Annotated in this window: 14 protein-coding genes; 4 read left to right on the plus strand and 10 right to left on the minus strand. The window is 66.6% G+C overall.

Going from position 1 to position 16,787, the window contains the following annotated elements; genetic code table 11:
* Positions 1-7: 7 nt before the first annotated feature.
* Positions 8-883: a ChbG/HpnK family deacetylase gene (locus ACFO0J_RS03835; protein WP_376811727.1), complete on the minus strand. Its 876-nt coding sequence runs from the start codon at positions 881-883 to the stop codon at positions 8-10.
* Between ACFO0J_RS03835 and ACFO0J_RS03840 the strand changes: the two genes are divergently transcribed.
* The gene (locus tag ACFO0J_RS03840; protein ID WP_376811728.1) at positions 843-1,235 is read left to right on the plus strand and encodes a GtrA family protein; all 393 of its coding nucleotides are present in this window, start codon (positions 843-845) and stop codon (positions 1,233-1,235) included. The two genes, ACFO0J_RS03835 and ACFO0J_RS03840, sit on opposite strands and share 41 nt — an antisense overlap.
* Here the strand turns inward: ACFO0J_RS03840 and ACFO0J_RS03845 are convergent.
* Both ACFO0J_RS03845 and ACFO0J_RS03850 read right to left on the minus strand, forming a co-directional pair.
* The gene (locus ACFO0J_RS03845; RefSeq protein WP_376811729.1) at positions 1,195-2,841 is read right to left on the minus strand and encodes an ArnT family glycosyltransferase; all 1,647 of its coding nucleotides are present in this window, start codon (positions 2,839-2,841) and stop codon (positions 1,195-1,197) included. The two genes, ACFO0J_RS03840 and ACFO0J_RS03845, sit on opposite strands and share 41 nt — an antisense overlap.
* Complete coding sequence (locus ACFO0J_RS03850; RefSeq protein WP_376811995.1) at positions 2,838-3,923, minus strand: glycosyltransferase family 2 protein; 1,086 nt, start codon at positions 3,921-3,923, stop codon at positions 2,838-2,840. Before ACFO0J_RS03850 ends, ACFO0J_RS03845 begins: the two co-directional genes overlap by 4 nt.
* Positions 3,924-4,108: 185 nt before the next feature.
* Between ACFO0J_RS03850 and ACFO0J_RS03855 the strand changes: the two genes are divergently transcribed.
* Genes ACFO0J_RS03855 through ACFO0J_RS03865 form a run of 3 tightly spaced genes read left to right on the plus strand, consistent with a single transcriptional unit; the run spans position 4,109 to position 6,300 of the window.
* Positions 4,109-4,531: a group III truncated hemoglobin gene (locus ACFO0J_RS03855; protein ID WP_376811730.1), complete on the plus strand. Its 423-nt coding sequence runs from the start codon at positions 4,109-4,111 to the stop codon at positions 4,529-4,531.
* Complete coding sequence (locus ACFO0J_RS03860; RefSeq protein WP_376811731.1) at positions 4,509-5,813, plus strand: NnrS family protein; 1,305 nt, start codon at positions 4,509-4,511, stop codon at positions 5,811-5,813. The genes ACFO0J_RS03855 and ACFO0J_RS03860 overlap by 23 nt, the downstream gene beginning before the upstream one ends.
* Positions 5,814-5,838: 25 nt before the next feature.
* On the plus strand, positions 5,839-6,300 hold the full coding sequence (locus tag ACFO0J_RS03865) for an RrF2 family transcriptional regulator (protein WP_376811732.1): 462 nt from the start codon (positions 5,839-5,841) through the stop codon (positions 6,298-6,300).
* Between the two features lie 187 nt (positions 6,301-6,487).
* On the opposite strand, the gene ACFO0J_RS03870 is transcribed toward ACFO0J_RS03865, so the two are convergent.
* The 7 genes from ACFO0J_RS03870 to serA form a co-directional block, all read right to left on the minus strand.
* On the minus strand, positions 6,488-7,234 hold the full coding sequence (locus tag ACFO0J_RS03870) for a peptidylprolyl isomerase (RefSeq protein WP_376811733.1): 747 nt from the start codon (positions 7,232-7,234) through the stop codon (positions 6,488-6,490).
* Between the two features lie 16 nt (positions 7,235-7,250).
* The gene (narI, locus tag ACFO0J_RS03875) at positions 7,251-7,937 is read right to left on the minus strand and encodes a respiratory nitrate reductase subunit gamma (protein WP_376811734.1); all 687 of its coding nucleotides are present in this window, start codon (positions 7,935-7,937) and stop codon (positions 7,251-7,253) included.
* Positions 7,938-7,947: 10 nt separating this feature from the next.
* Positions 7,948-8,646 (minus strand): nitrate reductase molybdenum cofactor assembly chaperone, encoded by a 699-nt coding sequence (narJ, locus tag ACFO0J_RS03880; RefSeq protein WP_376811735.1) that lies wholly within the window; start codon positions 8,644-8,646, stop codon positions 7,948-7,950.
* 13 nt (positions 8,647-8,659) lie between these two features.
* Positions 8,660-10,201, minus strand: coding sequence for a nitrate reductase subunit beta (narH, locus tag ACFO0J_RS03885; protein WP_376811736.1), 1,542 nt, complete (start codon positions 10,199-10,201; stop codon positions 8,660-8,662).
* An 11-nt stretch (positions 10,202-10,212) separates the two neighbouring features.
* The gene (locus ACFO0J_RS03890) at positions 10,213-13,968 is read right to left on the minus strand and encodes a nitrate reductase subunit alpha (RefSeq protein ID WP_376811737.1); all 3,756 of its coding nucleotides are present in this window, start codon (positions 13,966-13,968) and stop codon (positions 10,213-10,215) included.
* A gap of 55 nt (positions 13,969-14,023) precedes the next feature.
* Positions 14,024-15,454 (minus strand): NarK family nitrate/nitrite MFS transporter, encoded by a 1,431-nt coding sequence (locus ACFO0J_RS03895; RefSeq protein ID WP_376811738.1) that lies wholly within the window; start codon positions 15,452-15,454, stop codon positions 14,024-14,026.
* Between the two features lie 107 nt (positions 15,455-15,561).
* Complete coding sequence (gene serA / locus ACFO0J_RS03900) at positions 15,562-16,761, minus strand: phosphoglycerate dehydrogenase (protein ID WP_376811739.1); 1,200 nt, start codon at positions 16,759-16,761, stop codon at positions 15,562-15,564.
* Between the last annotated feature and the right edge of the window lie 26 nt (positions 16,762-16,787).

The raw sequence follows: 16,787 nt of genomic DNA on the forward strand, positions 1-16,787 counted from the left end.
AGGACTCCTAGGGGCGGTCAACCGCGCCTTCGATGGTCAGGTGATGCTCCGCCAGCAGCCGCCCCATCAGGGGGCCCGCCAGCACTTCGTATTCGGCCTGGCGCTGCGCCGACAGGCTGTCGGCGCCCTCCGCGCCCAGCGCGGGATGGCACATCAGCACGTCACCGTCGCAGCACGACGCCAGCCAGCGGCGCATCCAGCCCTCGTAGGCCGGGACGCCACCCTGGAAATCATACACGCCCAGAAAGCCGGGATTGAAGGCATGGCCGCGCGCACGCGCACGCTGCCGCAGACCGGCGGCGCCCAGCCCGGCGATGACGGCGGCCTTGAAGCGCAAACGCGGCGGCAGGCCCTCCATGCGGGGCCGCCCGACGTCGCGGACCCAGGGCCGGCCGTCGCGGGGTTCAGGCAGGGATTCGAGCAGCGCGTCGCGGATGCACGGCAATTGGTGCACGTGCTGATGGCCGTCCACGTAATCGGGCGCCCGGCCCATGATGTCCTGGAACAGCGCCAACTGCCGCCGCACGGTCTCGCGCACAGCGTCGCCGGGCAGGCGCCCCAGCCAGGCCGTGCGGATCAGCGTCCCCAGGGGCAGGCACAGGCCGGGCTGGCCAAAGGATTCGGTGAAGTTCAGGTGCAGGCCGACCTGCAGCCCGGACGCCTGCAAGGCCGCCGTGTCCCGGCGCGCGGCCGGACCGTCGACCAGCAGGCTGGTGGCCGACAAGCGGCCGCGCCCGGCCAGCGACAGAATACCGGCGTTCACCGCCGGGTTCATCCCGAAATCATCGGCGCACAATACAATGCGCCGGTACTGATGCCCTGATGCGTGTGAATCCGGATCCATGTTCAAAAAACTCGCTGCCCAGATCGGCTGGTTCGTCATTGTAGGCTGCGCGGCGGCGGCCACCCACTGGGCGGTCGCCGTGGCCTGCGTCGCCTGGGGAGGCCTGGCGCCGCTGATCGCCAACGTCATCGGCTGGCTGGTGGCGTTCGGCGTGTCCTTTGCAGGCCACTACCGCCTGACCTTCCGCCACCAGCACGCGCCGCTGCGGCGCGCGGCGGTGCGGTTCTTCCTGGTGTCGGCGCTGGGTTTCGCCGTCAACGAGGCGGCCTACGCCACGCTGCTGCGCCTGACGGCGATCCGCTACGACGTGCTGCTGGCCCTGGTGCTGATCGGCATCGCCGGGATGACCTTCATTCTGGGGCGCTACTGGGCGTTTCGCCACAGCCATTGACGGTTTCAGCGGCCGGGACGCGCCACAGGCCCATCCTGGGCGTGCGCGCCAGGGGCTCGCGGTCCATCAGCGCCGGATAACGGTCGGCCTCGTCCAGCCAGGCCAGCATCCAGGTCGTCGCATGGCCCGGATCGCACAGATAGGTTTGCAATTGTGACGGCAGCCACAGCCGGTCGGCCCCCTTGTCGGGCGTGAACGTGGCCGCATCGGCCAATTCGCGGCGCCAGTCATCGCCTTGCATGACAGCCGGATCATCCCAATGCGAGACGGCCACGACCGGGCCGCGCCAGCCGGCGTACATCGGTACGTCGTAGGCATACTGGTCCAGCATCACCAACTGGTCGCCGGGCGTCGCCTCGGCGGCCAGGACCTGGGCCAGGCTTTTCGTGCTGCGCTGCGGGAACAGCACCAGCGCCGCCACGGCCAGCAGGCACAAGCCGCCCGCAATCAGAGCGTGACGCACCAGGCTGCGGCCCGCCCCCGGGGCGGTGGACTCTTCGCGCTGCTCGAAGGTTTCCTGGATGAACCAGGCCAGCGGCGGCAGCACGGCGATCACATAACCCACCAGTTTCGAGGTGGGAATCGAAAAGAACACCAGCACCACGGCCAGCCAGGACAGCATCAGGCCGCGCAGCACCCGGCGGTCGACCTGCTCGGGCCGGTGGGCGGGCGGCACGAAGGCCGTCTGCAAGGGTCCCCGGGGCTGGCACCAGCGCCACAACTGGATCGACCAGGGCAGCGTCAGCCCCAGCACGACCGGCACGTAGAACCAGAAGGGATGCGGATTATTGAAGCCCGATTCCAGGAAACGCTGGAAATGCTGGTAGACGATGTAATAGTCGAAGAAACCGGGATGGCGCGTTTCCATGACGACCATCCAGGGCAGGGTCAGCGCCAGGAACAGCAGGATGCCCGGCCACCACAGCAGGCGCCCCATCGCGCGGAAGCGGCGACGGCCCAGCAGCCAGAAGAACAGCACCCCGCCCGGCAGCACGACGCCGATCAGGCCCTTGGCCAGAAAGCCGGCCGCGGCCGCCACGTACATGGCGGTCAGCGCCCCCGCATCCGGGCGCTGCTGTTCGCGGCGAAATACGGCATCGGCGCCCGCCATCACGGTCAGCCCCATCAGGGCGGCCACCAGCATGTCCAGGTTGGCGTAGTGCGCCGCGCCGAACAGAAAGGGCTGCACGGCCAGGATCAGGGCCGTGCGGCCCGCCGTGCGGCCGCTGACATAGCGGCGCAGAAACACGTAAAAAACCGTCACCAACGCCGTGGCGGCCAGCACCGAGCACAACCGCCCGGCCCAGGCGTTGTCGCCGAACACCGCCAGGGACGCCGACGTCAGCCAGTAGAACAGCGGCGGCTTGTGAAAGAAAGGCATGCCGTCCAGGCGCGGCGTCAGGTAGTCCCCCGAAGCCAGCATGTGCCAGGCCACCCCGACGTAACGGCCTTCGTCGGGCAGCAGCAGCGGATACGCCCAGGTCGTGGCCGCCAGCCAGAGAAAGACGCACAACGCCACCCAGGGCCAGGCGCGCCGCGCCTGCAAGCGCCGCCAGACGGATTCACCGGCATCCACCAGCCGCGTGCAGAATACCGGCGCCTTCATGCCTGCCGTCCTTCTGACGGCAGCGACTCATCGGTCGCCGGAGCGGCGGCCGTGTCGGACTGCGCATAGCGCGGCGGCGGGACTGCCAGGCCGGGACGGGGGCCGGGCTCGGCGCCCCGGCCGGGCACTGAACGGGCGCCGTCCAGTCCCGCGCCCGCGCGTTCGCGCAGCAGATAGACGGGCCGGCCCTTGACCTCGGTGAAGATGCGGGCGATGTATTCGCCCACCACCCCCAGCGACATCAGATTGACCCCGGCAAAGAACAGGATCACGGTAATCAGCGTGGCCCAGCCGCGCACCGCATCGCCATAGAGCAGATGCGACACGATGATGAGCAAGCCGTACAGGAACGCCAGCAGTGCGATGCAGGCGCCCATCAGGCTCAACAGGCGCAGCGGCCAGGTGGTGAAGGCCGTCAGCCCGTCCACGGCGAAACGCAGCAGTTTCAAGGGCCGGAAGCGGCTGACGCCATGCAGCCGCTGGGGCGGCGTATAGGTCATGGCCTCGGACTGAAAGCCGACCCAGGCGAACAGCCCCTTCATGAAGCGGTCGCGTTCCGGCAGTTGTTTCAGGGCGTCGACCACGGCCCGGTCCATCAGGCGGAAGTCCCCCGCGTTGGGCGGCACGCCCAGGCCGTCGGACGTCCGCATCAGGGCGTAGAACAGCCGGGTGCCGATGCGCTTGAACCAGGTCTCGTCGTCGCGCGTGGCGCGCACGGCGTAAATCATGTGCACCCCGGCGCGCCAACGCGCCAGCATCGCGGGAATCATGTCCGGCGGATGCTGCATGTCGGCGTCCAGGCAGACCACGGCATCGCCGCGCGCGGCCTCCAGGCCGGCGGTCAGGGCGGCTTCTTTGCCAAAGTTGCGCGACAGGCGCAGATAGACGATTTCCGGGTGCAGGCTGGCCCAATGGCGCATCAGGTCCGGCGTGCCGTCGGTGCTGCCATCATCCACGACGATGATTTCCGGCGTGCAATCCTGGTCGGCCAGCATGGCCAGCAATTGTGGCAGCAGCACGCCCAGATTGGCCTGCTCGTTCAGGCAAGGGATGACGCAGGACAGGGTGACAGGTTCGGACATGATGGGCCAGGCCAGCGGCGCCGCGAGGGGCGCGATCCAGGAAGAATGGTGACGGATGAAGACTCTGATCATAACTGAACGCCGCGCCCGGCGGCCCCGCCTACCCTGCCGTTCCCTGACTAATTTTGCGATTCCCTATGAAGATATCTATAATATGAATCTTTGGAATCCAACCTGGCCGCCGCATGGAAGACCCGCCCGTCTGCACCGAAGACGAGATCACGACCCTCGTCCACCATTTCTACCGCCGCGTCCGCCAGGACGCGGTCCTGGGGCCGATCTTCGACGCCCATATCGACGACTGGGACGAACACCTGGAACGCATGGTGCGCTTCTGGTCGTCGCTGCTGCGGCGCACCGGCACCTACAGCGGCACGCCGATGCCGCGCCACGTCGCCCTGCCGGATCTGGAAGGCCCGATGTTCGTGCGCTGGCTGGACCTGTTTCGCGACACGCTGGACGAATTCGACAACCCGGCCTTCGTCGCCCAGGCCGAGGATTTCGCCCGGCGGATCGCCCGCAGCCTGTGGTACGGCTATCAGATCAGCCGCCAGCCCGACCAACCCGTGACGGAGTTCGACGCCCATGTCCCGCCTGCTCAACATTGAGGAACCGGCCGCCGCCCCGGCGCGGCCGTCCATGACCGCCTTCCTGGCCCTGGGATTCCGGCCGCTGTACCTGGCCGGCGCCGCCTGGGCGCTGATCTCCATCGCCTTGTGGATCTTCGCCCCGCAGGTGCTGGATGGCCCCCTGCCCCAGGTCTACTGGCACGCCCACGAAATGCTGTGGGGCTTCATCATCACCATCGCGGTCGGCTTCCTGCTGACCGCCAGCGCCACCTGGACCGGCTTCAACCCCCTGTCCGGCCGGCCCCTGGGCCTGCTGTGCCTGCTCTGGCTCGTCGCGCGCGCCGGCTTCCTGACGGGCGGGCTGACGGGCTTCTGGATCGCCACGGCGGCCGAACTGCTGTTCTTCCTGACCGCCGCCGTCAGCCTGATGCGCGTCATGGTCAAGGGCCGCAGCCGCCGCAACTATGGCCTGCCGGTGCTCATGCTGGCGCTGGGCGCAGCCGACCTGCTGTATCTGCTGGCAGCCCTGCGCGGCGATTACGCGCTGCTGATGCAGCGCTTCGACCTGGGCCTGATCGGCATGGCCGTGATCGCCCTGCTGATCGCCCGCCGCGTCATCCCTTTCTTTGCCATGCGCATGGTCCAAGGCCTGCAGATCCCCATGCTGACCCGCTCCGGCCATGTCCAGATGGTCTTCAGCGCCCTGGCGCTGGCGGCCGGCGTGCTGATGCAGATCGTGCCGCCCGCCGCCGGCGGACCGGCCTTCCTGCCGCTGTTCATGGCCTTCAGCCTGGCGCTGACCGGCCTGATCAGCCTGGGCCAGTTGCTGGCCTGGAAACCGCTGGCGGTGCTGCCCAAGCCCATGCTGTGGATTCTGTACCTGGGCTACGCCTGCATCGGTCTCGGCCTGCTGTTCGCAGCGGTCCAGATCAGCGGCCTGTTCGATCCAACGCTGCTGCGCGGCCTGCTGGCGCGCAGCGCCACGCACGTCCACCTGATCGGCATGGCCGGCTTCTGCATCCTGATCATCGGCATGCTGACCCGCACGGCCCTGGGCCACCTGGGGCGCCCGCTGGCCCTGGACCGCAGCATGCTGGCCAGCTACTGGCTGATGATTGCCGCCGTCGTCTTCCGGCTGGCCGCGCTGTGGCCTTCGACCGCCAGCCAGGCCCTGCTGCACCTGGCCGCCTGCGCCTGGATCCTGTGCATGGTCCTCTACCTGTGGCGTTTCGCCCCGATGCTGATCCGACCCCGGCCGGACAAGCCCGCCCCCGCCGTCGCGCCGCCCCGGCCCGCCGCCCAGCCGGCCCAGGCGCGCTGATGCCCGCCCCGATCCAGGACACGCCATGCGCCTGACCAATATGAGCGACTACGCGGTGCGGCTGCTGATCCATCTGGGCCGCCACCGCGACCGCCTCTGCACGATCGCCGAGATCGCCCAGGTCTACGGCATTTCCGAACCGCACCTGATGAAGATCACCCACCGCCTGGCCCAGCGCGGCTGGATCCGCACAGTGCGCGGCAAGAACGGCGGCATGGAACTGGCCCACGAACCGGAAGACATCCGCCTGGGCGCGCTGATCCGCGACATGGAAAACGATCTGGCCCTGGTCGAGTGCATGGGCGCCGACAACCACTGCATCCTGAGCGGCTGCTGCGGCCTGACCCCGATCGTGGCGGGTGCGCTGAAGGCCTTCATGGACCACCTGGACGCCCATACATTAGCGGATGTCATCCCGCCAGCGATACCGCCCGGCCGCATCACACCAACCCGCACGGAAGCGGCCGGTTCCCCGACAACCGCGTGAGGCGCCGGCCGCTTCCGAAGGGAAGCCGGGAACAAGGCGTGCACTGTCTGAGGCCGTAGGCCGAGTTTGCCCGCCGCCCGGCTGTACGAGGAAGGGCCGGGCAGTCCGACCGCAGGGAGGACCGCCGAACAGGGCGGAGGGGAACCGGCCGCCTCCGTGCGCAACAGCAACCGGCTACAGCAACCGGTTACTGCACCAGCGGCGATTCCGCCCCCGACATCGGGATGCCCTCGATCCTGGCCGCCCCCACCAATTGCTGCAGGTACTGGTGCACCGCCCGCCGCCGGCTGGCTTCTTCCAGCCAGCCCGCCAGCCGCGCATGCACCGCCTCGAACGGCAGCGCATGACCCTCGACCTTGAGGCCGGTGCGTACGATATGAAAACCGAAGCGGGTCTCGACCAGCTCGCCGCCCAAGGTGTATTCCGGCAGGGCGAAGACCGCCCGCTCGAATTCCGGCACCATCTCGCCGCGGCCCAGTTCGCCCAGGGCGCCGCCCTTGGCCCCGGACGGGCAATTGGAATAGCGCTGGGCGCAGGCGGCAAAAGCGCCCAGGCCGTCGCGGTGCAGTTCGGCCAGGACGCCATTGGCCCGGGTCCGCAGTTTCTGCACGTCCAGCCCCGAGGTCGCCTGGAACAGGATGTGCCAGGCCTCGACCCGGTCGCCTTCGCGGAACTCGTCGGGATGCTGCTCGTAGTAGCGGCGGCAACTGGCCTCATCGGCCTGCGGCGTACGCACCTCGTGGGCCAGCACGGATTCCAGCAGGGCCTCGTCGTCCTCGGCCGACAGGTCCAGTTCGGCGGCACGCTGGCGGCACAGGGCGCGCAGCACCAGTTCCTGGCCGGCGGCCAGGCGGGGATTGGCTTCGCGCTGGTGGCGCGGCACCTCGGCCAGGATCTCGTCCTCGGTGATGAGCGTGTCGTTGACGGTGATCATGCAGTTCCCCCTCGTGTCAGCGCGACCGCACGATCTGCCAGGCCCGGACCAGATAGGTGACCGAGGCAAAGCCCGACCACACATGCACCAGGCGGGTAAAGGGGAAGATCACGAACAGCGTCATGCCCAGCACCATGTGCAGGCGATAGACCGCAGGGACGCCCTCCATGGCGCCCACCGCGCCGCCGCGGAAGGTGACGATGCGCTGGGCCCATTCGCCCAACTGGATCATCACCGCGCCGTCGGTGTGGTGCACGGACGTGAAGATCGAGGCAATGCCCACCACCAGCACCAGCAGCACCCACAGCAGCGTCACCCAGTCGGACGTGCTGCTGTTGTGCAACAGGCGGATTTCCACCCAGCGGCGATGGATCAGCAGCAGCAGGCCGATCAGGCACATGACCCCCAGGATCGCGCCGACCACGATGGCCATCAACTGCTTGAACTGCGTCGTCACGCCGAAGGCGTGGTAGACGGCCGGCGGCGTCAGCAGCCCCACCAGGTGGGTGAAGAACAGGGCAATGATCCCGATGTGGAACAGATTGCTGCCCCAGCGCAGCGACCCCCGGCGCAGCAATTGGCTGGAGTCGCTTTTCCAGGTGTACTGCTCGCGCTCGAAGCGCAGCAGGCTGCCCAGGAGGAACACGGTCAGGGCGATGTAGGGATACACCCCGAAGAAGAACAGATCGAGTGTGGCTTTCATCGGAATCTCCTCAGGCCTGGCCGCCGGCCGGGCCGGCCTTGCGGGCACGGGGCGGATGGAACACGATGGGCTGCGCGCCGTCCCCGCCGCCCGGACGCCGCATCAGCAGCGGTTCAGTGCCGTCGGCCTGCGGGCCGAAGGTGATCAGGGTTTCTTCCATGTCCCCTTCGGGGGGATCGGGCAGGACCTCGGGCTCGACGTCGGTCATCGTGCGCAACTGGGCAAACAGGCAGGCGTAGGGGCTGTCCGATTCCGCCAGCTTGTCGCCCAGCCTGGCCAGCACGTGGATGGCGTCGCCCAGCAGGTCTTCGGCCGCCTCGGCGGGAATCTGACCGAGAAATTCCAGGAACAGCGGCACATAATCCGGCAGCTCGATGCTGGCGGGTTCCAGCCCGTGCTTCAGGTATTCGTTGCGCAGGTCCACCATGGCCTGGCCCCGGTCGCGTGATTCGCCATGCACGTGCTCGAACAGGTGCAGGGAATGAGCGGTCCGGCGGTCGAAGGTGGCGACGTACTGTTCCTGCAGGTCGATCAGATCGTCGCTCTGATCCAGAAAGTCGAACAGCGGCGCCAGCCGGGTGCGCGCCTCGGCCGGCAGGGTCGCATGCAGCTCCGGCAAGGCATCCAGCCAGTCCCGCTCGGGATAGCCGAGCAGCACGGACAGGACGGAAAACACCGGCGCCTGGCGGGTCATCGTGACGGTATCCATGTCATGCCTCCTGTCAGGCCGTGCGGGCCGGGTCGAGGAACACCACGCTCGGCTTGCGCTTGTTGCGCGGTTTGCCGAACAGCGAGCCCCCGGACGTGCCGCCCGAACAGCCGTTGCCAAAGGTGAAGCCGCAGCCGCCGCGCATCTCGAAAGCGTTCTCGGCGCTTTCACGGTGCGCGGTCGGCACCACGAAACGGTCCTCGAAGTTGGCGATGGCCAGGTAGCGGTGCATGTCCTCGACTTGGTGCAGGCTCAGGCCGACCTGATCGAGAATGTCGTGGCGTTCCTGGCGGTCCACCGAGCGCGCCCGCATGAAGGCGCGCATGCCCAACAGGCGTTCCAGCGCCGTGGCGATCGGGGCCTCGTCGCCGGCCGTCAGCAGATTGGCCAGGTAGCGCAGGGGGATGCGCAGCGACTGCACATCGGGGATTTCGCCAAAGGCGCCGATCTGACCGCTGTTGGCGGCGGACTGGATCGGCGAGAGCGGCGGCACATACCAGACCATGGGCAGGGTGCGGTATTCCGGGTGCAGGGGGAAGGCGATCTTCCAGTCGACGGCCATCTTGTAGACCGGAGAATTGCAGGCCGCATCCAGCCAGTTTTCCGGGATGCCGTCGGCCAGGGCCTGGCGGCGGACTTCCGGGTCGTTCGGGTCCAGGAACAGGTCCAGTTGCGCCTGGTACAGGTCCTTTTCATGAAGCGTGCCGGCGGCGGCCTCGATGCCGTCGGCGTCATACAGCAGCACGCCCAGGTAGCGGATCCGGCCCACACAGGTCTCGGAGCAGACCGTGGGCATGCCGGCCTCGATGCGCGGATAGCAGAAGATGCACTTTTCCGCCTTGCCGGACTTCCAGTTGTAGTAGATCTTTTTATAGGGACAGCCGGACACGCACATGCGCCAGCCGCGGCACTTGTCCTGGTCGATCAGGACGATCCCGTCCTCGGCGCGCTTGTAGATCGAACCGGACGGACAACTGGCCACACAGGTGGGGTTCAGGCAGTGCTCGCACAAGCGCGGCAGGTACATCATGAAGGTGTTCTCGAACTGCCCGTAGATGTCCTTTTGCACCGCCTCGAAGTTGTAGTCCTGCGAGCGCTTGGAAAACTCGCCGCCCAGGATTTCTTCCCAGTTGGGACCCCACTCGATCTTTTCCATGCGCTGGCCGGTGATCAGGGAACGCGGCCGCGCCGTGGGCGGCGTGGTGCGTTCCGGGGCCTTTTGCAGGTAGTCGTAATCGTAGGTAAAGGGCTCGTAGTAGTCGTCGATCTCAGGCAGGTTCGGGTTCGAGAAGATGCGCGACAGCAGGCGCAGCTTGCCGCCCTGGCGCGGCTCGATGCGGCCGTCGTTGCGGCGGCGCCAACCGCCGTTCCAGCGGTCCTGGTTTTCCCAGTCCTTGGGGTAACCCACGCCGGGCTTGGTCTCGACGTTGTTGAACCAGGCGTATTCCATGCCTTCGCGGGACGTCCAGACGTTCTTGCAGGTGATCGAACAGGTATGGCAGCCGATGCATTTGTCCAGATTCAGGACCATGGCGACTTGCGCGCGGATTTTCATGGGACGACTCCTCAGGCCTGCGTCTGGGCGGAAACCTCGTGGGTCTCGTCCATCCAGTCGACATTTTTCAGTTTGCGCACGACCACGAACTCGTCGCGGTTCGACCCCACCGTGCCGTAGTAGTTGAAGCCGTAGGACAGTTGGGCGTAGCCGCCGATCATGTGCGTGGGCTTGAGCACGGTGCGGGTCACGGAATTGTGGATCCCGCCGCGCTTGCCGGTGATTTCCGAACCCGGCACGTTCACGATCTTTTCCTGGGCGTGGTACATCATGGTCATGCCCTCGGGCACGCGCTGGCTGACCACGGCGCGGGCGACCAGCGCCCCGTTGACGTTGAAGACCTCGATCCAGTCGTTATCCACGATGCCGACCTTGGCCGCGTCGATCTCCGACATCCAGACGATCGGGCCGCCGCGCGAAAGCGTCAGCATGATCAGGTTGTCGGAATACGTGGAGTGAATCCCCCATTTCTGGTGCGGCGTGAGGAAGTTCAGCACCACGTGCGGCTCGCCGTTGCTGTAGCGCTCGTCCAGCATGGGCGCGATGGTCTTGGTATCCACCGGCGGCCGGTACACGCACAGGGATTCGCCGAAATCGCGCATCCAGGGGTGGTCCTGATACAGCTCCTGGCGGCCGGTCAGCGTGCGCCAGGGGATCAGTTCGTGCACATTGGTGTAGCCGGCGCTGTAGCTGACCTTGTCGGACTCGATCCCCGACCAGGTGGGCGACGTCAGGATCTTGCGCGGCTGCGCCTGGATGTCGCGGAAGCGGATCTTTTCGTGCTCGCTGGACTTGACCAGGTGCGAGTGATCCCGGCCGGTGATTTTCGACAGGGCCTCCCAGGCCTTCAAGGCCACGTGGCCGTTGGTCTCGGGCGCCAGGGTCAGGATGGTCTCGCAGGCCTCGATATCGGTGACGATGCGCGGCTGGCCCTGGCCGACGCCGGGATCGCGCTCGCGGCCGTTCAGTTTGCCCAGGAATTCGACTTCTTCCTTGGTGTCCCAGGCAATGCCCTTGCCGCCGTTGCCCAGTTTTTCCGCCAGCGGCCCGAGCGTGGTGAAACGCTCGTAGACGTGCTTGTAGTCCCGGTTCACGACCATCAGGTTCGGCATCGTCTTGCCGGGCGTCAGATCGCATTCACCCTTGCGCCATTCGCGTACGTCGTAGGGATCGCTGAGTTCGCCCGGAGAGTCGTGCTGCAGGGGCTGCAGCACCAGGTCCTCGTCGGGCAGATCCGCATCGGCCGCCAGCTCGGAGAATTTCTTTGCCAGGCCCTTGTAGATTTCCCAGTCGCTGCGCGATTCCCAGACCGGATCCACGGCCGCCGACAGCGGGTGGATGAAGGGATGCATGTCGGACGTGTTCAGGTCGTTCTTTTCGTACCAGGTGGCCGTCGGCAGCACCACGTCCGAATAGACACAGGTCGTGGACATGCGGAAATCCAGGGTCACCAGCAGGTCGAGCTTGCCCTGCGGCGCATCGTCGCGCCAGGTGACTTCCAGCGGTTTGGCCTCGCCCGTTTCGCCCAGGTCCTTGCCCTGCACGCCGTGCTGGGTGCCCAGCAGGTGCTTGAGGAAATACTCGTGCCCCTTGCCCGAGGACCCCAGGATATTGGAGCGCCAGATGAACAGGTTGCGCGGGAAGTTGTCGGGATGGTCCGGGTCTTCGCAGGAGAATTTCAGCGAACCGTCGCGCAGGCTGTTGACGGCGTAGTCCTTGGGATCCTGACCGGCCGCCCGGGCGGCGCGCGCCACTTGCAAGGGATTGGTCTGCAACTGCGGCGCCGTGGGCAGCCAGCCCATGCGCTCGGCGCGCACGTTCATGTCGATCAGGCTGCCCTGGTATTTCGAGGCATCCGCCAGCGGCGAAAGCAGTTCCGGCACCTGCAGCTTTTCATAGCGCCATTGATCGCTGTGCGCGTAGAAAAAGGACGTGCCGTTCATGTGGCGCGGCGGGCGCAGCCAGTCCAGCGCGAAGGTCAGCATGGTCCAGCCGGTCTGCGGGCGCAGTTTTTCCTGGCCCACGTAGTGACACCAGCCGCCGCCGGACTGGCCGACGCAACCGCACATGGACACCAGGTTGATGATGCCCCGGTAGGCCATGTCCATGTGATACCAGTGATTCAGGCCGGCGCCCAGAATGACCATGGACTTGCCTTCGGTCTTGTCGGCATTGTCGGCAAACTGGCGCGCCACCGTAATGACCTGTTCGCGCGGAACCCCGGTGATGCGTTCCTGCCAGGCCGGGGTGTAGGGCACGTCGTCGTCATAGGACGCCGCCGCGTTGTCGCCGCCCAGGCCCCGGTCGATGCCGTAGTTGGCCACGAACAGATCGAACACCGTGGCGACCAGGACCTCGCCTTCGGCGGTCTGGATGCGCTTGACGGGCAGGTTGCGCACCAGCACTTCGTCGTGGTCCGTACCCTTGAAGTGATCATGCGGGATGCCGCCGAAATACGGGAAGGCCACCGGCGCGACCTCGTCGCAGGCATCGATCAGGGACAGGCGCGGGCGCACCTCATGGCCCCGGGCGTCCTTCAATTCCAGGTTCCATTTGCCGGCGTCCCCGCCCTCCTGCTGCCCCCAGCGGAAACCGATGGAGCCCTGGGGCACGATCAGTTCGCCCGTGTCCTCGTCGCAGGCGACGGTCTTCCATTCGGGGTTGTTGTCCTGGCCCAGCCGGTCGGCGAAATCGTCCGCCCGCAGCTTGCGGTCGGGCACGTAGCGGTCGCCCTGGCGCACCAGGCGCACCAGGAAGGGCATGTCGGTGTACTGGCGGCAGTAGCGGTCGAAATAGGCGCTCTTGCCCGCGAGGTGGAATTCCTTGAGGATGACGTGGCCCATGGCCAGGGCCAGGGCCGCGTCGGTGCCCTGCTTGGGATGCAGCCAGATGTCGCCGAACTTGGCGCCTTCGGCGTAGTCCGGGAACACGGACACGACCTTGGCGCCCCGGTAGCGGGCCTCGACCATGAAGTGGGCGTCGGGCGTGCGGGTCTGGGGCACGTTCGAGCCCCACAACATGATGAAGGTCGAGTTGTACCAATCGGCCGATTCGCTGACGTCGGTCTGCTCGCCCCAGGTCTGGGGGCTGGAGGGCGGCAGGTCGCAATACCAGTCGTAGAAGCTGAGCAGCGATCCGCCCAGCAACGACAGATAGCGGCTGCCCGAGGCGTAGGACACCATGGACATGGCCGGGATCGGCGAGAAGCCCGCGATGCGGTCCGGGCCGTGGCGCTTGATGGTGTGGATGTTGGCCGCCGCGACGATCTCGTTGACCTCGTCCCAATTTGAGCGGACGAAGCCGCCCAGGCCGCGCGCGGACTTGTAGCTGGCGGCCTTGTCCGGATCGGAGACGATGGCCTCCCAGGCCTGGACGGCGCCCATGGTCTTGCGCTGCTCGCGCCACAGCCGGGCCAGGCGGCCGCGCAGCATCGGATATTTGACGCGATTGGCGCTGTACAGGTACCACGAGAACGTGGCCCCGCGCGGACAGCCGCGCGGTTCGTGGTTGGGCATGTCCGGGCGGGTGCGCGGATAGTCGGTCTGCTGGGTCTCCCAGGTGACCAGGCCGCCCTTGACGTAGATTTTCCAGGAACAGGACCCGGTGCAGTTCACGCCGTGCGTGGAGCGCACGATCTTGTCGTGCTGCCAGCGGTTGCGGTAGGCGTCTTCCCAGGTGCGGTCTTCGTGGACCACGGCGCCGTGGCCGTCGGAAAAGGTTTCCTTCGGGCGAGAGAAATATTTCAGGCGATCGATGAAATGGCTCACGATGGGCGCTCCATTAAGAAAAGGTTCGGCCGCATACCGACGGCGCCGCCGCGCGTCAGCACGGGATCTCGGCACGGCGCCGCGAGTAGTACCACCAGGTTACGGCAATCGATACGGCATAGAAAATCACGAAAAACACCAAGGCGGCATACGGGGTGCCGGTGAGTTCGAAGGACGTGCCGAAGCTCTTGGGAATGAAGAAGCCGCCATAGGCCCCCATGGCGCCGCTGAAGCCCAGCACGGCCGCGGATTCCTTGGCGCCCTCGGTGTCGGCCCGGATCTGGCCGTCCGGCCCATCGGCCGCATGGCGGCGCTGCGCCAGCGTATTGAAGATCACCGGAATCATGGCAAAGGTGGAGCCATTGCCGATGCCGGTCAGGAAGAACAGGAACAGGAAGGACAGCAGAAAACCGTAAAAGCTGCCCGGGGACTGCCCGGACGGCAGCGAGGCCATGACCCCCAGCACCCCCAGGGTCATCCAGAAAAAGGTCCAGAACGTCACTCGCGCGCCGCCCATCCGGTCGGACAGCCAGCCGCCGAAGGGCCGCGCCATCGCCCCGACCAGCGGCCCCAGCCAGGCGTACTGCAGCGGGCGGATGTCGGGGTACAGGTATTTGATCAGCAGCGGAAAACCGGCGGAAAAGCCGATGAAAGAGCCGAACGTGCCCAGATACAGGAAGCACATGATCCAGTTGTGCTTACGCTGAAAGATCACCGCCTGTTCACGGAAAGACGCCTTGGCATCCGCGATGTCGTGCATGCCGGCCCAGGCCAGCATCGACACGATGATGATGAACGGCACCCAGATGAAAGCCGCGTTCTGCGCCCAGATTTCCGTCGGACCGCCGTGGGCGCCGGACAACTGCGCCGTCTGCGGACCACCCGCCCAGGGGCCGAGAATGCCCAGGGTGATGACCAGCGGCGCCAGAAACTGCACCGAGGACACCCCCAGATTGCCCAGGCCGGCGTTCAGGCCCAGGGCCGAGCCCTTGCGTTCCTTGGGAAAGAAAAAGCTGATGTTGGACATGGACGAGGAGAAATTCCCGCCCCCCAGCCCGCACAGCAGGGCCAGGATCAGCATGGTGGAATACGGCGTGTCCGGATCCTGGACCGCCAGCCCTACCCCGATCGTGGGCAGCAGCAGGCTGGCCGTGGTCAGCGCCGTCCAGCGCCGCCCGCCGAACACAGGCACCATGAAGGAATAAAAGATGCGCAGCGTGGCGCCGGACAAGGCCGGCAGCGCCGCCAGCCAGAACAGCTCGTTTTCGGTGTACTTGAAGCCGAGATTGGGCAGGTTGACCGCCACCACGCTCCACATCTGCCAGACGGCAAAGGCCAGGAACAGGGCCGGAACCGAAATCCAGAGATTGACGTTGGCGATGGCGCTGCCTTCGCGGACCCAGAACGCCTTGTCTTCAGGTGTCCAGACAGTCAGCAGGCGACCGCGGCGGGCCTTGGGTGCAGCATCAGGGGACGTGAGGCTCATGCAAGGGCTCCTTTCAGGGACCCCCTACCATAAACCCCCGCGTCCGATATGGCTACTGATCTGGATCAATCAGCAGCCGATTTCTGCGCCGGGCGCCAGGACAACCCTCACACCCGATCGCAACGAATCGTGATCGGATGGCGCCGCAGGCCCTCGATGACCTGGTCGGTGGCCTCGCCGTCGACGTCGGTGATGGCGTAGCCGATCTTGCCGCGCGTCTGCAGTTGCTGGCTGACGATGTTCAGGCCGTATTCGCCCATCAGGTTGCTGAGCGCGCCCATGGCGCCCGGCACGTTCTGGTGGATGTGGATGATGCGCGCCGCGCCTGCCTGCTCGTGGTAGGCGATTTCCGGGAAATTGACGGCGCCCTTGGTCGTGCCGCTGCTGATAAAGCGCTTGAGCTTTTCTGCGACCTCGCGGCCGATGTTTTCCTGGGATTCCTGGGTGCTGCCGCCGATGTGCGGGGTCAGGATCACGTTGTGCAGGCCGCGCAGGGGGCTGTCCAGGGCCTCGTCGCGGCTCTTGGGTTCGGTGGGGAACACGTCGATGGCGGCGCCCGACAGATGGCCGGATTTCAGCGCGCGCTGCAGCGCGGGGATGTCCACCACCGTGCCGCGCGAGGCGTTGATCAGGATGCTGCCCGGGCGCATGGCGGCGATGGCATCGGCATCGAGCAGATTGGTCGTGTCCTTGCCGCCGGGCACGTGCAGGGTGACCACGTCGGCCTGGGCCAGGAATTTCTTCAGCGAGGAGGTGGCGTGGGCGTTGCCCAGGGGCAGCTTGGCCTCGATGTCGTGGTAGATCACGCGCATGCCGAAGGATTCGGCCAGGATGCCGACCTGGGAACCGATGTTGCCATAGCCGACGATGCCCAGCGTCTTGCCGCGCGCCTCGTAGGCGCCGTCGGCGGTCTTGTCCCAGAAGCCCTCGTGCACGCGGGCGTTCTTTTCGGGGATGCGGCGCAGCAGCAGGATGGCCTCGCCCAGCACCAGCTCGGCCACCGAGCGGGTGTTCGAGAACGGCGCATTGAACACCGGAACCCCGTGCAAAGCCGCGGTTTCCAGATCCACCTGGTTGGTGCCGATGCAGAAGCAGCCGATGACGCGCAGGTCCGGCAGATCATTCAGCACGGCCTGATCGAGATGGGTCCGGGAGCGGATGCCGACCGCATACGCGCCCTGAAGGGCCTCGCGCAGGGCGTCGCCCGAGAGCGCCCCCGCGTGCGTGACGACATCGTCGAACCCCGCCGCGACGAAGACTTCCCGGGCGCTGGCGTGTATGTTTTCGAACAGGACTATGCGTGGCATCTTGACCCTTTCCCTAACGATGAAAA

The sequence above is a fragment of the Castellaniella hirudinis genome (assembly GCF_042651965.1).
GTDB classification, from domain to species: Bacteria; Pseudomonadota; Gammaproteobacteria; order Burkholderiales; family Burkholderiaceae_B; genus Castellaniella; species Castellaniella hirudinis.

Bases quoted from the DNA above. Each gene is read 5' to 3' on its own strand.
- ACFO0J_RS03860 (WP_376811731.1), top strand. From the start codon at position 4,509: ATGTCCCGCCTGCTCAACATTGAGGAACCGGCCGCCGCCCCGGCGCGG.
- serA (WP_376811739.1), bottom strand. From the start codon at position 16,761: ATGCCACGCATAGTCCTGTTCGAAAACATACACGCCAGCGCCCGGGAA.
- narH (WP_376811736.1), bottom strand. From the start codon at position 10,201: ATGAAAATCCGCGCGCAAGTCGCCATGGTCCTGAATCTGGACAAATGC.
- ACFO0J_RS03870 (WP_376811733.1), bottom strand. From the start codon at position 7,234: ATGATCACCGTCAACGACACGCTCATCACCGAGGACGAGATCCTGGCC.
- ACFO0J_RS03855 (WP_376811730.1), top strand. From the start codon at position 4,109: ATGGAAGACCCGCCCGTCTGCACCGAAGACGAGATCACGACCCTCGTC.
- ACFO0J_RS03840 (WP_376811728.1), top strand. From the start codon at position 843: ATGTTCAAAAAACTCGCTGCCCAGATCGGCTGGTTCGTCATTGTAGGC.
- narI (WP_376811734.1), bottom strand. From the start codon at position 7,937: ATGAAAGCCACACTCGATCTGTTCTTCTTCGGGGTGTATCCCTACATC.
- ACFO0J_RS03850 (WP_376811995.1), bottom strand. From the start codon at position 3,923: ATGTCCGAACCTGTCACCCTGTCCTGCGTCATCCCTTGCCTGAACGAG.
- ACFO0J_RS03865 (WP_376811732.1), top strand. From the start codon at position 5,839: ATGCGCCTGACCAATATGAGCGACTACGCGGTGCGGCTGCTGATCCAT.
- narJ (WP_376811735.1), bottom strand. From the start codon at position 8,646: ATGGATACCGTCACGATGACCCGCCAGGCGCCGGTGTTTTCCGTCCTG.
- ACFO0J_RS03835 (WP_376811727.1), bottom strand. From the start codon at position 883: ATGACGAACCAGCCGATCTGGGCAGCGAGTTTTTTGAACATGGATCCG.
- ACFO0J_RS03895 (WP_376811738.1), bottom strand. From the start codon at position 15,454: ATGAGCCTCACGTCCCCTGATGCTGCACCCAAGGCCCGCCGCGGTCGC.
- ACFO0J_RS03845 (WP_376811729.1), bottom strand. From the start codon at position 2,841: ATGAAGGCGCCGGTATTCTGCACGCGGCTGGTGGATGCCGGTGAATCC.